The organism is Paenibacillus endoradicis (assembly GCF_024721975.1).
In genome coordinates this window covers 103157-118261 of record NZ_JANQBB010000002.1, presented here as the reverse complement: position 1 = coordinate 118261, position 15105 = coordinate 103157, and the positions used below count along the sequence as shown (strand labels likewise).

The 15105-nt window shown below is 38.0% G+C and carries 15 protein-coding genes; 14 read left to right on the top strand and 1 reads right to left on the bottom strand.

The features are described 5' to 3' along the window. Positions 1–46 precede the first annotated feature (46 nt). Positions 47–730, bottom strand: coding sequence for a YhcN/YlaJ family sporulation lipoprotein (locus NV377_RS06865; protein ID WP_258200461.1), 684 nt, complete (start codon positions 728–730; stop codon positions 47–49). Positions 731–1096: 366 nt separating this feature from the next. On the opposite strand from NV377_RS06865, the gene coxB reads away from it, so the two are divergent. The 14 genes from coxB (at position 1097) to NV377_RS06795 (ending at position 14483) form a co-directional block, all read left to right on the top strand. Next, complete coding sequence (gene coxB, locus NV377_RS06860; protein WP_258200460.1) at positions 1097–2152, top strand: cytochrome c oxidase subunit II; 1056 nt, start codon at positions 1097–1099, stop codon at positions 2150–2152. Positions 2153–2231: 79 nt separating this feature from the next. Next, a complete protein-coding gene (ctaD, locus tag NV377_RS06855; RefSeq protein WP_258201139.1) occupies positions 2232–4076 on the top strand; it encodes a cytochrome c oxidase subunit I in 1845 nt (614 codons plus the stop codon). Then, on the top strand, positions 4073–4690 hold the full coding sequence (locus NV377_RS06850; protein ID WP_258200459.1) for a cytochrome c oxidase subunit 3: 618 nt from the start codon (positions 4073–4075) through the stop codon (positions 4688–4690). Before ctaD ends, NV377_RS06850 begins: the two co-directional genes overlap by 4 nt. A 4-nt stretch (positions 4691–4694) precedes the next feature. Then, positions 4695–5015 (top strand): cytochrome C oxidase subunit IV family protein, encoded by a 321-nt coding sequence (locus NV377_RS06845; RefSeq protein WP_258200458.1) that lies wholly within the window; start codon positions 4695–4697, stop codon positions 5013–5015. A gap of 98 nt (positions 5016–5113) precedes the next feature. Then, positions 5114–6031 (top strand): cytochrome c oxidase assembly factor CtaG, encoded by a 918-nt coding sequence (ctaG, locus tag NV377_RS06840; RefSeq protein ID WP_258200457.1) that lies wholly within the window; start codon positions 5114–5116, stop codon positions 6029–6031. A 23-nt stretch (positions 6032–6054) separates the two neighbouring features. Then, positions 6055–6525, top strand: a complete 471-nt coding sequence (locus tag NV377_RS06835) for a DUF420 domain-containing protein (protein ID WP_258200456.1) — start codon at positions 6055–6057, stop codon at positions 6523–6525. A gap of 235 nt (positions 6526–6760) precedes the next feature. Beyond that, on the top strand, positions 6761–7750 hold the full coding sequence (locus NV377_RS06830) for a Gfo/Idh/MocA family protein (RefSeq protein WP_258200455.1): 990 nt from the start codon (positions 6761–6763) through the stop codon (positions 7748–7750). A 33-nt stretch (positions 7751–7783) separates the two neighbouring features. Next, entirely contained in the window at positions 7784–8701 is a 918-nt protein-coding gene (locus NV377_RS06825) for a helix-turn-helix domain-containing protein (RefSeq protein WP_258200454.1), read from the top strand. Positions 8702–8724: 23 nt separating this feature from the next. Continuing rightward, positions 8725–9807: a Gfo/Idh/MocA family protein gene (locus NV377_RS06820; RefSeq protein ID WP_258200453.1), complete on the top strand. Its 1083-nt coding sequence runs from the start codon at positions 8725–8727 to the stop codon at positions 9805–9807. Between the two features lie 341 nt (positions 9808–10148). Then, entirely contained in the window at positions 10149–10868 is a 720-nt protein-coding gene (locus NV377_RS06815; protein ID WP_258200452.1) for a hypothetical protein, read from the top strand. Positions 10869–10893: 25 nt separating this feature from the next. Then, the gene (locus NV377_RS06810) at positions 10894–11280 is read left to right on the top strand and encodes a GntR family transcriptional regulator (protein ID WP_258200451.1); all 387 of its coding nucleotides are present in this window, start codon (positions 10894–10896) and stop codon (positions 11278–11280) included. Positions 11281–11359: 79 nt separating this feature from the next. Continuing rightward, positions 11360–12265, top strand: coding sequence for an ABC transporter ATP-binding protein (locus NV377_RS06805; RefSeq protein ID WP_258200450.1), 906 nt, complete (start codon positions 11360–11362; stop codon positions 12263–12265). Positions 12266–12283: 18 nt separating this feature from the next. Further along, positions 12284–13186 (top strand): ABC transporter ATP-binding protein, encoded by a 903-nt coding sequence (locus NV377_RS06800; RefSeq protein ID WP_258200449.1) that lies wholly within the window; start codon positions 12284–12286, stop codon positions 13184–13186. Beyond that, complete coding sequence (locus NV377_RS06795) at positions 13179–14483, top strand: ABC transporter permease (protein WP_258200448.1); 1305 nt, start codon at positions 13179–13181, stop codon at positions 14481–14483. Before NV377_RS06800 ends, NV377_RS06795 begins: the two co-directional genes overlap by 8 nt. Positions 14484–15105: the final 622 nt, after the last annotated feature.

Sequence of the window (15105 nt, the reverse complement as noted above, 5' to 3'; positions counted from 1 at the left end):
TCATGAAGCATTTCTCTATTATATAGAAGAAACTCGAAAAAAAAGGTTATTTATTCCTATAATCATTCAAAGAGGTAGGCATGATCATTCCATTAGCGAATTGATGTTGTACGAGAATATTAAACTGCTTCAAATACGTATCAATTGACTCATTGCTCCAAGCGACTTTAGCGAATTCATCCATATAGAACATAAATTTTATATTAGCAGATGTATGCACCTCTTCTACTTCAGGAGCTAGCTCAAACACTTTGTCAGCTATCGTTTGTTTGAACGGATCGGTTAATTGCGTATTATCATTTACTGATATGAAATTTTTGAATGGATTATTTGTAATCGTATTGGGAGCAATATTAGAGTCAGTCGAAGTATCTTGTGTAATATATTTATTGGATTTGGCATAACCTCTACCTGTATTATCAAGGACGACTGCAACATAGGCGTTTTTGTCGGTAAGGAAAACTCGAGCGTCTGCAACTCCAGCAATTGAACTAAGAGCAGTTGATATCTTCTTACTAAATTGTACGGAATTGTTGATATGCTGATTATCGTCAATATGATTTGTACCGAAAGAGATCATTTTCCCTTTTTGTGTTTGCTTTGCTTGTAAGCTCCCATAATCACTCTTATCATATTTTTTAGTGTAACGTTCGACCTCGCTACTGCATCCTGCAACAAGTAGCATTAGAATGAAACACAATGCGAATATTTGCCTCATATTTCTCATCATGAACTCCTCCAAGCGATTAATTGACATACACCTATTGTTTCATTAAGTAACTTAGAAATATTCATCACTTTGACATACATAATTGACCATACTAAATGGAAACGTTAACTATTAGCATACAAAGTAAGAAAAGGATATTACTATCAAGTAATAAAATTCCAATTATTTGAGTTTCATTATTATATGACAGCTTTAAGAACAATTTGTGAACTTCCTGTGGAACATTGACAAAAGGTTGTCACAACTTTATATTTAATAAAGTGATTTAGAATGCAATATTTGTGAAACATCTGTGTTATACGCAGCAGGCTATTTGCCACATACATAAGGCTGCTGTGAAAACGTCAAAAGTGGGGTTGATTATTAATGAAACGGTGGCAATTTGTAAAACGCCTGGCGCCTCTGATGGCCTTGTTAGTGCTTGTGCTGTCAGCTTGCGGAAGAGAGGATTTGTCAACGCTTAATCCTCAAGGACCTGTTGCTCAAGAACAACTTAGTTTGATGAAGATTTCCATTACCATGATGTCATTAGTTGTTATAGTAGTGTTTGCGATTTGTATCATTGTATTGATCAAATTCCGCAGACGCAAGGGAGACACTACGATTCCTAAGCAAGTGGAAGGAAATCATAAACTGGAAATTATTTGGACAGTTATTCCAATTATTATTCTAGTTCTTCTAGCTGTTCCAACATTGAAATCAGTATTTAATTTATCAGAAGATTATTCAAAAGACCCAGAAGCATTACAAGTTATTGTAACTGCGCATCAATACTGGTGGGAATTTTCTTATCCTGAACTAGGAATTACAACAGCTCAAGAGTTAGTTGTACCAACGGATCGAGTTATTTCTATTCAAGCTTCTACAGCTGACGTATTACACTCCTTCTGGATTCCTTCATTAGCAGGTAAGATTGATACGAACCCATCTGGAAACGTCAACAAAATGTACTTCTCAGCACCTAAAGCTGGTGTCTACTTAGGTAAATGTGCAGAGTTGTGCGGAACATCTCATGGTTTGATGGATTTCAAAGTAAAAGCAGTTGAACCTTCTTCCTTCGAGCGTTGGGGAGTTGCAATGACTGGCGCTGTAGCGCTTCCAACTGATCCGGAAATTGCCAGTGCATTCGAAAGCAAATGCTTAACATGTCACGCAATTGGTCAGGATGGTGGAGTAAGCCTATATCCTAACTTAACTGGTGTTGGTTCACGTGAAAGTGTTGCTGGTATTCTTGTTAATGTAGAAGAGGGCGACAAAGAGTATAAATATGAAGACACTGTATATAACAATTTATACAAGTGGATTAAAGACCCTGAAGCAGTCAAACCAGGAAATCATATGTCTGGTGCGTACACGCTTACCGAAACAGAACTTAAGGGTATTACAGAATACTTAACTAATCTAACGCTAGACTTTGAATAAATTACAATCATCGGTGTAAAAGGAGGTACCTACCTTGGCTCATGCTAATGCGCATGCGATTAAACGTCGTACTGGTCTAATGGACTGGCTTACAACGGTTGATCATAAAAAGATTGGAATATTGTATTTAATCGCAGGGGGATTTTTCTTCCTAGTTGGTGGACTAGAAGCGATACTAATTCGTATTCAGCTAATGTTTCCACAGTCTGAAGTAGTATCTGCACAATTTTATAATGAGCTAATTACGATGCACGGTACTACAATGATATTTTTGGCGGCAATGCCAATTATATTTGCTCTAATGAATGCTATTATTCCATTGCAGCTAGGAGCTCGTGACGTTGCATTTCCATTCCTTAACGCACTAGGTTTCTGGACATTTTTCTTCGGTGGACTTTTACTTAATGTGAGCTTTATTGCAGGTTCTGTGCCTGATGCAGGGTGGACAATGTATGCACCACTATCAGGAACTCAGTTTACAGAGCATCACGGAACGGATTACTATGTTATCGGACTTCAAATTGCTGGTATCGGTACGCTAATTGGTGGTATTAACTTCCTAGCTACCATTATCAATATGCGTGCTCCAGGTATGACATTTATGCGTATGCCGATGTTTACTTGGGCTTCATTCATTACATCAGCTCTAATTCTGTTTGCTTTCCCAGCTCTTACAGTTGGTCTAGCAGCATTAATGTTTGACCGCTTATTTAGCGGTAATTTCTTCAATCCACAAGCCGGCGGTAATGTCGTGCTTTGGGAGCATGTGTTCTGGATCTTTGGTCACCCAGAAGTATACATATTAATACTACCAGCGTTCGGGATTATTTCCGAGGTAATATCTACATTCTCTCGTAAACGTCTATTCGGTTACAGTTCCATGGTATTTGCTACAATTTTGATCGGTTTCCTAGGCTTCATGGTTTGGGCCCATCATATGTTTACAACTGGTCTTGGACCAGTAGCAAATGCATTGTTCTCTGTAGCAACGATGTTGATTGCAGTACCAACAGGTATTAAGATCTTCAACTGGCTATTTACAATGTGGGGCGGCTCGATTAGATTTACGGTAGCAAACTTATATGCGATTGGTTTCGTACCAACATTCGTAATGGGTGGTGTTACTGGTGTAATGCTTTCAGCAGCGCCTGCTGACTATCAGTATCATGACTCTTACTTCGTTGTTGCCCATTTCCATTACGTCATCGTTGGTGGTTTAATTATGGGTATCTTCGCTGGTCTACATTACTGGTGGCCAAAAATGTTCGGACGTATGCTTAGCGAAAAATTAGGTAAAGTAACGTTCTGGACATTCTATATTGGATTCCATCTGACATTCTTCGTTCAGCATTTCCTTGGACTTCTTGGTATGCAACGTCGAGTATGGCAGTACCTAGATGGTATGGGCTTCAATAACTTAAACTTCATTAGTACAATCGGTGCTTTATTGATGGGTGTAGGTACAATCCTATTCCTAATCAACATTATTATTACATTCAGACAACCTAAAGGTTGCGCGAATGATCCGTGGGAAGATGGCCGTACACTTGAGTGGACAATTTCTTCTCCAGCACCTGAATATAACTTTGCACAAACTCCACTTGTTCGTGGATATGATGCATGGTGGCATGAAAAAATGGAAGGTAATACGGAAATGACTCCAGTTGAACCAATTGGACCAATTCATATGCCAAATGCATCTATTCTGCCATTTATTATGGGTATCGGCTTGTTTACTACAGGATTTGGATTTATGTACTCTGGAGAGTGGGGTACACTAGGTTTCATTACAGTAGGTCATGCAGTAGGTATTATTGGCTTGCTTATTACTTTCGGATGTATGGGACTTCGTTCATTAATTGATGATCATGGATTCCATATTGAAGAAGACGAAATTCTTAAGGATCAGGGGGTTAAATCATGAGTGCACATTCACATGTAGACGATCATCTACCTCATGAGCCAGAAAGAGCTACGCTCGAAGGTCGTAATAAGATTACTGGCTTCTGGTTATTCCTTGGTGGTGAAACCGTATTATTCGGTACGCTATTTGCGGCATACTTAACACTTCGTCATGAAATTAATGGTGGTGTGTCTGGTAATGAACTATTCAGCTTCGGCTTAGTAGCGCTTGCAACTGCTCTACTACTTACTTCAAGCTTGACTAGTGTATTTGCACTTCAAGCGATGCATGCGCACAACAAAAAAGCTTTAATTAATTGGTTAATTATTACGATGATTCTCGGACTAGGTTTCCTAGGATTGGAAATTTATGAGTTCATTCATTACGCACATGAAGGTCATACATTCTCAGCTAGTGCATTCAGTACATCGTTCTATACATTGGTTGGATTCCATGGTGCTCACGTAGCTTTCGGTCTACTATGGGCAGGATCGATTCTTTTCCAATTGACTAGACGAGGATTGAATACAACTACGGCACCGAAGGTTTACCTATTCGGTATGTATTGGCACTTTATCGACGTAGTCTGGGTATTCATTTTCACAGTTGTTTACTTGATGGGAAAGGTGGGTTAATAAAATGGCAAGTAGTCCAACGACTTCTAATCATTCGAACGCGAAGCAGACGAAGCCAGAAGGCTCCAAAAAGCATATTATTGCGTTTATCTTTTCCATTCTGTTAACGTTCATCTCTTTCGCTCTTGTAATGGCGGGTGAGATCAATACCAATTTCATCTACATCATGTTAGTCGTACTAGCAATACTGCAAGTATTCGTTCAGATGGCATTCTGGATGCATATGAAAGACCGTGGTCACACTTTCGCTATAATTGCGATATTGACCGGTGTTGTCGTAGTATTTACTTGTGTTATTATGGCGTTGTTCTGGACTAGATGGTAGAATGGAAGTAATAACTAATTAAGTGAAAGAGGGTCCTTAATTGGACCCTCTTATTTTGTAGCTAGCGATGTTGTTTTGCATAAGAAAGGAGCTTTAATATGTTAGGCTTACAATATTTTAAGTTTCAAGCAGTTTGGAGTCCAATGTTTCTATTTGCTACAATTGCAGTCGTTATCGCATATTTGTACATAATAGGTCCTTGGCGCGAGAAACATTTTCCAATGGAAAAGAAAGCATCAGGTGGACAAATCGCTTTATTTATTTCAGCTGCAATATTGTACTACATAACAAATGGTGGACCATCAAGCTTACTAGGGCATATTATGTTCTCATTCCATATGGTAAATATGTCGGTCTCGTATTTGATCGTGCCTCCGATGGTATTAGCATCAATTCCCTCATTTGTTTGGAAAAAAGTATTTTCTGCTCCCATATGGCAAAAGTTCAAATTTCTTATGCATCCGATCGTTACGCTGATACTGTTCAATATGACATTCTCAATCTACCATATCCCAATTGTTCATGATTATGTCATGACCCATTTCACAGTGCATCGTGTATACTACGTAGTGATGCTGATTATGGCATTTATGATGTGGTGGCATGTCATTACGCCTGTTAAAGAGTGGGCCAAGCTTGCACATGTGAAAAAGATGGCCTATATTTTTGCTAACGGTGTGTTACTTACTCCAGCATGTGCGCTTATTATTTTCACGAGTGCACCATTGTATTCTATTTATAGTGATCCTGAAGTATGGGCACAAGCAATGGGGTATTGCGTACCAGGAGATCCAAGAGACTTACTCGCACAATTTGAAGGTCCGCAATTTTTCAATATGTTCACTGTCGTTGAAGATCAGCAAACAGGTGGAATCATTATGAAGTTAGTACAAGAGGTTACTTATGGTGTGCTACTCGGATTCGTATTCCGTGACTGGTTCAACAAAGAACATAAGCAAGAAGATCTTGATGCAAAACTGTTGAAAGAGGCTATGTTAGTGAATCATAACAAATAAGATAGACTAGGGGAGGTCAATCAATGGAATCATTTGAATTTGAAATATTACCCGCAATTAGCACCTTCTTTATCGCACTTAGTGCGATACTAGTTGCCATAGGCTGGAAGTTGATACTGAATAAGAAGCGTGAAGAACATCAAAAAATGATGTTCTGGGCAGCAATAACAGCGATCATCTTCTTTATTATCTATGCGTCACGAACTATTTTTGTTGGTAACACAACATGGGGCGGGCCTGAAAATTTGAAGACGATTTATCTAGTCTTCTTATTCTTCCACATTGTATTAGCAACGGTAGCAGCAGTCTTTGGGATTACAACATTGACTCTTGGCTATAAGAAGAAATATTCGAAGCATCGTAAAGTTGGTAGAGTAACGGCAGTCATTTGGTTCGTTACAGCAATTACTGGTGTAACGGTATACTTCTTGCTATACATATTTTATCCAGGTGGACATACGCAACCATTTATTGATGCATTATTCAAACAATAGTTAAGAAAGCACAAGAGGGAACCCAATAAGTCAGTTAAAATGACGATGGGTCCCTTTTTTGTTTTCTTGCTTTGTTTTTCAATAAATATCCTCGATCAATTATTCTCCAAACTAATGAAAATCGTGTCGCGAAATTAAATATATTTGTCGTAACATTATATTAAAAATACTGAAATTGTATGTTATTTTTATATGTAAGGTGTCACGATATTATAGGTGGTAGGAGGTCTTGCAATTGAGTATAAAAATAGGTAAAGCAAGCTTTTGGCATGTTCATGCTTGGGATTATACAAAACAAGCCCAGCAGCATCAAGATACAGTTATTGCCGCAGTATGGGATGAAGATCCTGAACGGGGAAGAAAAGCAGCAGAGCAGCTCAATGTCCCTTATTTTGAAGAGTTCGCGGATATGCTGGCAGTTGAAGGGCTTGATGCAATTATTGTAGATGCACCGACAAATATTCATCAGAAACTGATCATTGCTGCTGCGCAAGCAGGCAAGCATATATTTACTGAAAAGGTCATTGCACCTACCGTGCAAGAAGTGAATGATATCATTAAGGAAGTTGATAATAGTAGTGTGAAGTTGACCGTTTCTTTACCTCGGTTGAATGATGGCTATACGCAAGCAATCCAAAAGGTTTTGCATGAAGGTCATCTCGGTGTTATTACTTATGTTAGAGTTCGTCTTTCCCACAATGGAGCGATTGCAGGATGGCTACCGGACCATTTTTTCAATTTGAAGCAATGTGGAGGTGGAGCTTTAATTGATCTTGGCTGCCATCCGATGTATTTGACCAGATTATTTTTGGATCAGCCAGTTACAGCGGTGAGCGCAAACTTTGGTCATATAACAGGTAAAGAGGTTGAAGACAATGCTGTCGCGACTTTGTATACAGAGTCCGGTGCTATTGGAATAGTGGAAGCCGGATTTGTTAATAGTCATTCGCCATTTTCAATAGAAGTTCATGGCACTGAAGGTACGCTATTATATGGTACACCAGAAGAGAAAATTTTGCTTAGATCAAATAAAGCTGCGGATTCTGGTGCAGGTTGGCTAGAGGTTCCGATACCGGAAAATAGAGAAAGTTCATTTGACCAGTGGGTTAGTCATATTCAACAAAATACACTTGCTGTAGAAAATATAGAAATTGCTGTCGAGCTTACCCGCTTGATCGAAGCTGCCAATCGTTCTGCGAGCGAAGGAAACGTCATCTCGATATAGAATTAATTATCATAGTGATTGGAGGGATTGGAATTGAAAGTTACTTCTTTAACTGAAATAATCGAGAAAAGTGATATTTTGGAGAGGCTGGATATTTCCATTCCTTGGGGTCATTATGAGATCCGTGTATTAAGATTCCATTTAACTTCATTTCCTGCAGGAAAATACATTGATTTTCATAATCATTCGGAATATGAATTTCATTTTATTCCTAGAGGTAAAGGCAAGGTTATTCTAGAGGATCAAACGTTTAAGCTATCTGAAGGTATGTTTTATTTAACTGGACCAGGTGTGATGCATTATCAGGAGGCGGATACCAAGGAAGCAATGGATGAGTTTTGCCTACATGTGGATATCATGAATAAATTCAGAAGTGACATTGATCCGTTTGAGGCAGCTGAGGCTAAACAGTGCATAGAAAAGCTAAGCCAGCTCCCGCTTATTCCAACTTATGACAGTCACCAGGCTATGGAGTGCTTCATGGAAGCATATAAAGTGTGTGATGCCAAAAGCACAGGATATTATACTTCAATTAGGCAGCTAGTAATCAGTATTCTATTAAAATCGGTCAGAGCCTACGATTCTGGTAAAGTGGGAATAGAAGCTCCGAGTCGGGATATGGTTGCACATCGTTACCAATACGCAATTCAATATATAGAGGCGAATTATTCGGCCAACTTAACGCTGGAAAACGTTGCTGAAAAGCTAAATATTAGTTCAAGACAATTACAAAGAGTATTCAAGCATTGTGATCCTCAAATGCCTTTTAGTAGAGTATTGGAGGATATAAGAATGCAGGCGGTCTGCCTGAAACTTGAGGAAAGTGACTTATCGATTGAACAAATTGCTCAATCAGAAGGCTTCTCAAACTCCTCCTATTTGCATGTTGTATTTCGTAAATGCAAGGGAATGACACCAGCGGCATACAGAAGGGCGCAGCAAATAAAATAAAATGAAAATTGAGGTGTATATAGATGAGTAAAGTATATCGTATTGGTATTATTGGCTGTGGCGGAATTGCAAATGGAAAGCACTTACCGAGTTTGAGTAAATTAGAAAATGTAGAACTTGTTGCTTTTTGCGATGTTGTATTGAGTCGTGCTGAAGAGGCGGCTCAGAAGTATGGCAGCGATCAAGCAAAAGTGTATTCGGATTACACGGAGTTATTATTGGATGAGTCGATCGATATCGTACATGTTCTAACACCGAATGATTCGCACGCTGACATATCAATTGCTGCGCTAGAGGCAGATAAGCATGTGATGTGTGAAAAACCGATGGCTAAGACTGCGGCAGATGCAAGAAGAATGGTTGAAGCTGCGAAAAGAACAGGTAAAAAGCTTACGATTGGATATAACAATCGATACCGTCAAGATAGTTTATATTTGAAGCAACTTTGTGAAGCAGGAGAACTAGGTCATATTTATTTAGGCAAAGCTCATGCTATCCGTAGAAGAGCAGTTCCGACATGGGGAGTATTTCTTGATGAAGAGAAGCAAGGTGGCGGCCCGTTAATTGATATTGGTACACATGCACTTGATTTGACATTATGGCTTATGGACAACTACAAACCGAAGGTTGTACTTGGTACGAAGTATCATGAGCTTTCTCAAAGAGAAAATGCTGCAAATGCATGGGGACCATGGGACCCGAAACAATTTACAGTTGAAGACTCTGCATTTGGCATGATTGTTATGGAAAACGGTGCTACCATTATGCTTGAATCTAGCTGGGCGTTGAATTCACTTGATATCGATGAGGCTAAGTGCAGCTTGAGCGGTACCGAGGCGGGAGCAGATATGAAAGATGGCCTTCGCATTAATGGTGAAAAGCTAAGTCGTCTTTATACGACTGAGATTGATTTGAGTGCAGGTGGAGTAGCGTTTTATGAAGGTCAATCAGATAGTGATTCTGACGTTGAAGCGCGAAGATGGATTGAGGCAATCGATCAAGATAAGGATCCAGTTGTAACGCCAGAACAGGCTTGCGTTGTGTCTGAAATTTTAGAAGCAATATACGAATCGGCACGTACTGGAAAAGCAGTATATATGAGCTAAGCTGTAGTCTATCCAATCGTATTTGGATTCAGTGACTAGAATTAGAATCTACGAATTTTGAAATAATATTTGGTGTCTTTCACATCAGGTGAGTGAGTTCAACCGTGTGGGGCTATCCAGAGTGTCGATACTATCTCGACTTTCTGGATAGTCCTTTTATTATTTCTAGTGAACAGTTCCGTTTCAATCAAAAATGAGTACCGATATCTAATAGGGAATTATATACAAAAATGTGTTGACAGTTTCATTTGCTGTGTATATACTGTGTATATAGATATATACAGTATATACACTAAACTTCGCATAAAAAGATAGTCAAGGGCAATGAGGGAGGAAGCTCGATGAGTTATTGGCAAGGAGTAAGATATCTCGTTCAACAAGATATAAAAAATGCACGATGGAAAAATCTAACGTTCATAGTTTTCATTTTGTATGTAGCACTATTTAGTTACACTTCTTTTATTGGTGCTGTTGTAGAAGGGATAGAACTTGATTCGCTGGTTACGGAGTATATGCTACTCATTCTTTTCTCTATGATTGGATTAATAGCAACACATCTTTATACAATAGGTGATATGAAGCGAGATCTACTTGGAGAGCGACTTATCTACTGGCGAACGTTACCGATCAAGCAAGATCAAATTGTTTGGTCAAGAATTATTGGAGTTACACTCTACACGATAGCGTCAATTATCCTCTATTACGGATTAATAAGTATTGCGATGGTATTAACCGATGTTTCGTTTGATTATGTACCTCTTGCGTTACACGGATTACAATTTCTAGCGATATCATTAGTAATGAATTTTGCTTTCTTATGTTGTGAAATGGTATTTTCATTCAAGACATATTCAATCATATCATGGTGTTTCCCCTTCGTACTCATCGGGACAGTAATACTCTACTATGTGTTAGGTGAATATAGCTTACTACAGGGACTAGACGTACTGGCCAGACGGCATCCTTTGATTGTAATAATCATTAGTCCACTTGTCATTATAGCGTCAATCTTTGTTGCTCACAGGGTGATTACTCCTAATTTTAGAAAAAGAAATATATGATTACTTTCAAAGCAGGTGAATATTAATGCGGCTTCCAATACAAATCAACGAGCAAAGTGCAGAGCCGCTATACTTTCAAATTGAGGTACAACTTAGAGCATTGATCATTAGCGGGACATTGGTTGCAGGTACACTACTTCCGTCTATACGAGAATTAGCTTCTCAATTGAAGTGTAGTGTTATTACTATAAAACGTGTATACAGTGATCTTGAGACTGAAGGTTTACTTCGAACGAAGCAAGGAACAGGTACGTATGTATCATTAGTTGAAGAACAATCTCGAGTAGATCAGAAACAATCCGTTGTGATAGAAGCGATTGATCAACTTATAGAAGCAGCGAGGCGTGTGCAATGCTCCAAGGATGAACTAGAACAATTACTGATGGAACGTATTCAAAAGTATGAGTTATAAAAATTTTATGCTTCCGATGTAACTTTTCATTTCAAGGTAGTTACTCGAAGTAGTGATGAAAAGTTTTAGGAGGATAGAGATGGAGAAACAAGCGATTGTCGTTGCCGATATGAAAGTGATGAGAGATAGATTTACGCTGGGTCCACTACAATTATCTATTCCTGAAGGGTATGTCACGGCAATTGTTGGTCCGAATGGATCAGGAAAAAGCACACTATTCAATTGCTTGATGAACTTTATGAAACCTAGCAAAGGGAACATCACGATTTTTGATCATCAGCTCGGACTAGAGAATGATGATGAATTAAAGCAAAGAATTGGTTATGTTCGTGAGCTACCCTCTACCTATGACGCATACATGCGAGGCTCAGATAAAGCTAAATTTAACTCGAAATGGTATCGGAATTGGAATGAAACAACGTATCAAGGATTATTGTCACTGCTCAATACAAGAGATGATATTCCATTGAAAAAGATGTCGAAAGGAACGAGACGTAAGTTTGATCTCTGTCTAGCATTATCGCATCAGCCAGATCTATTAATACTAGATGAACCTTCATCGGGACTTGATCCGATTGCTTGGAAATCGATGATAGAGACTTTACATCAATATATGGAGTCAGGCAATAAGACTATTTTAATGGCTACTCATATTGTAGATGAAGTTAAAAGATTAGCAGATTACATTATATTCCAGTATAATGGTAAAATACTGGGCTTTTATGAGAAAGACGAATTGCTTCGAAGTTGGGCAACGTATTTTGTGGAAAGTAGCGATAAGCAACTAGGCGATATAAGGCATGTTCCTGGCTATGTGTCGCATAAAAATAATAGCGGTCAACATCTTGAAGTGATGATCTCAAAAGCTTGGGAAGCAGAGCAATGGTTTTTGGAAAATGGGATTAAAGTTCATACGAAGCAGCTTTTAGAGCTTGATGACATACTGCTTCAACATATAAATCAAGTTGGTCATTTTTCAAATTAATGTAGAGGTGGGGAAATTGTGAATCCATTAATAATTAACAAAGTATACAAACAGTATGCTGACAAAACTGCAGTCAACGGAGTACAATTTGAAGTCGGTCGAGGTGAAATCTATGGTCTGCTAGGGGCCAATGGTGCTGGTAAAACAACGACAATGCGTATGATTCTTGGTCTAATCTATCCTGATCAAGGACATATTCAATATAACGGAAAACCATATGACAAATCATTATTGAACAATATTGGTTATTTGCCGGAAGAGCGTGGTTTGTATCCGAAGATTAAAGTGAGCGAGCAATTAGTTTATCTTGCACAGTTAAAAGGTATGTCAGCTAAAGATGCTGATCGTAACTTGAAGGAATGGTTGGAACGTTTCGGTGTTCCTGAAAATTATAGTAAACGTGTTGAAGAATTATCGAAAGGTAATCAACAAAAGATTCAATTTATATCAGCTATTATTCATAAACCACAATTTCTTATTATGGACGAAGCATTCAGTGGACTAGATCCAGTTAATGTTGAACTATTGAAAGCAACAGTGAAAGAGTTACGTGATGAAGGTGCAAGTATCGTATTCTCTACTCACCGCATGGAGCATGTTGAGGAATTATGCCGTAATATTACAATATTACATCGTTCGAATGAAGTAGTAAAAGGTAATGTGAAGGAAATTAAGAGTAAATTCCCGAAAGAAAAAGTGTTACTTGCTACAGACAAAGAAGTCACAGGTCTAGAAAATATTGAAGGTGTAAAAGCAGTTCATCGTCACGAGAATGGCCTTGAAATTGAAATAGAACGTGAAGACGTTGCAAAACGTATTTTGAATCATGCATTATCACAATCAGATATTCAACATTTCCAATTGAAAGAACCTACTTTGAATGAAATCTTTATTAGATCGGTTGGTGAAGCGCATGAATAATTTCATGACAGTAGTTCGGTTTACATTATTCAACAAATTAAAAGGTAAGCCTTTCTTAATCTCTACTATTGTATTTCTGCTTATTATATCAGCAGTTATTCATATTCCATTTATTATGAATCAATTCGATTCAGGGGATAAAGTTAAAACGATTGGATATTCGCAAAGTACGGATAATGAATTAGCAGCAACGACAGGTAAGCAGCTGCAAGAGTACTTTACTGCTACTGGTAATAGTAATTTTGACTTCAAAGGTTTTGCCTCTACAGGTGATGCTACTAAAGATGAAGAACAACTGAAGAAAGCGCTGAACGAAGGTGAATTATACAGTTATATCGTCTTTGGAAAGGTAACTGAAAGTGGTTTCCCAGAAATTATTGTAAAGAGTGAGAAGTTAATGGAGTTCTCCATTGCATCTCAGATTGAGACTGGACTTCAAGTGATAAGACAACAAAGCATTCTATCTCAATCAGGCCTTACTGATGATCAATGGAAACAGCTTCAAGCACCTATCGTTATTGATTCTGTGCAAATTGGTTCCAGTACAACCGGTGAAGCAGAAGGTAAAGATGCAGCGGAGCAAGGAGTTAATATGGGTGTGATTTACTTCATTATCGTCTTCTTATTCATGGCGGTGATGATCTCTGGACAAATGATCGCATCCGAAGTGACAGCAGAGAAAAGCTCTCGCGTAATGGAAGTATTGATTACTAGTGTTTCTCCACTTACTAGTATGTTCGGTAAAATTACAGGTATGTTTTTACTTGTTCTTTCTCAACTTGCGCTATACATTGGAGTTGGATTAATCAATCTTAATCTTCCACATAATAAAGAGGTATTTGCAGGATTCAATATTGATCTATCATTAGTTGATCCGATGCTTCTAGTATTCGCGGTACTGTATTTCTTAACTGGTTTCTTCTTATTTGCAACACTGTATGCAGCGTTAGGTTCTATCGTTAGTAGAACTGAGGATTTAGGTCAAGCGGTGATGCCGATGACATTTATCTCATTAGCTGGTTTCTATATTGCAATTTTCAGTATTTCTACACCAGATAGTTTATTAGTGAAAATCTGTAGCTTTATACCATTGTTCTCTCCGTTCGTTATGGTATTAAGAATCGGATTAACGGATACACCGATGTGGGAAGTATTATTATCACTAGGTATTCTAGTTGTTACAATCTACTTAACGGTATTGCTATCCGCTAAAATTTATCGTACTGGCGTATTGATGTACGGTAAACGTCCAAGCTGGAAAGAGCTTCGTAAAGCAATGAAAGCTTATAAGATCTAATTTATGTAGCTAGTAATTTGTTAAGATGTAACTCCTTCAACGAGAAAAGAGCCTTAGATGCGAATCTAAGGCTCTTTTTTCTATGCGTACGGAATGATAACAAAACTGTATTCTTTATTTCCTATAATCTCCACTATCGTTGTATCAATGAGAAAGAAGGTTACGAGGATGCGTAGAACATTAATGCAACGCTAGGGAATTTCGGTGTATCGTAACGCATTTGGGTAGGATAGTCCATGAATTAAGTAAAATCGTCTATCTGTTCATATGAGTAATTGAAAATCATTAGTATGAAAAATAAACCTATATGTACAGATTATGTAATCTTACGTATTTAGATAATATCATCCATAAAGTTGTTTCTTTTATTGATTTATTAACACTTTATAATGTTATAGCATAAGTTGATAGCGTTTTCATAGCGAAGGGGGAGAGCTAGCAAGCAGAACTTGAAGTATTAGCAATCAAGAAGAAAGGAAGGAATAGAACTTGTTTGTTTGATAAGAAAAAGGTTTACAGACGTAATCTATTCTTCTAAAAAATGAATTAATGATTTGGCAAAGTACATTTACGAACGCTTACTTGTCTTGTGAGGTAAATTGAAAAAAATCCCCAATATAGG

What these genes read in the sequence shown, in the direction of transcription:
- NV377_RS06810 (WP_258200451.1), top strand. Translation starts at nt 10,894, where the DNA reads ATGCGGCTTCCAATACAAATCAACGAGCAAAGTGCAGAGCCGCTATAC.
- NV377_RS06805 (WP_258200450.1), top strand. Translation starts at nt 11,360, where the DNA reads ATGGAGAAACAAGCGATTGTCGTTGCCGATATGAAAGTGATGAGAGAT.
- NV377_RS06815 (WP_258200452.1), top strand. Translation starts at nt 10,149, where the DNA reads ATGAGTTATTGGCAAGGAGTAAGATATCTCGTTCAACAAGATATAAAA.
- NV377_RS06865 (WP_258200461.1), bottom strand. Translation starts at nt 730, where the DNA reads ATGATGAGAAATATGAGGCAAATATTCGCATTGTGTTTCATTCTAATG.
- ctaG (WP_258200457.1), top strand. Translation starts at nt 5,114, where the DNA reads ATGTTAGGCTTACAATATTTTAAGTTTCAAGCAGTTTGGAGTCCAATG.
- ctaD (WP_258201139.1), top strand. Translation starts at nt 2,232, where the DNA reads ATGGACTGGCTTACAACGGTTGATCATAAAAAGATTGGAATATTGTAT.
- coxB (WP_258200460.1), top strand. Translation starts at nt 1,097, where the DNA reads ATGAAACGGTGGCAATTTGTAAAACGCCTGGCGCCTCTGATGGCCTTG.
- NV377_RS06820 (WP_258200453.1), top strand. Translation starts at nt 8,725, where the DNA reads ATGAGTAAAGTATATCGTATTGGTATTATTGGCTGTGGCGGAATTGCA.
- NV377_RS06795 (WP_258200448.1), top strand. Translation starts at nt 13,179, where the DNA reads ATGAATAATTTCATGACAGTAGTTCGGTTTACATTATTCAACAAATTA.
- NV377_RS06845 (WP_258200458.1), top strand. Translation starts at nt 4,695, where the DNA reads ATGGCAAGTAGTCCAACGACTTCTAATCATTCGAACGCGAAGCAGACG.
- NV377_RS06850 (WP_258200459.1), top strand. Translation starts at nt 4,073, where the DNA reads ATGAGTGCACATTCACATGTAGACGATCATCTACCTCATGAGCCAGAA.
- NV377_RS06835 (WP_258200456.1), top strand. Translation starts at nt 6,055, where the DNA reads ATGGAATCATTTGAATTTGAAATATTACCCGCAATTAGCACCTTCTTT.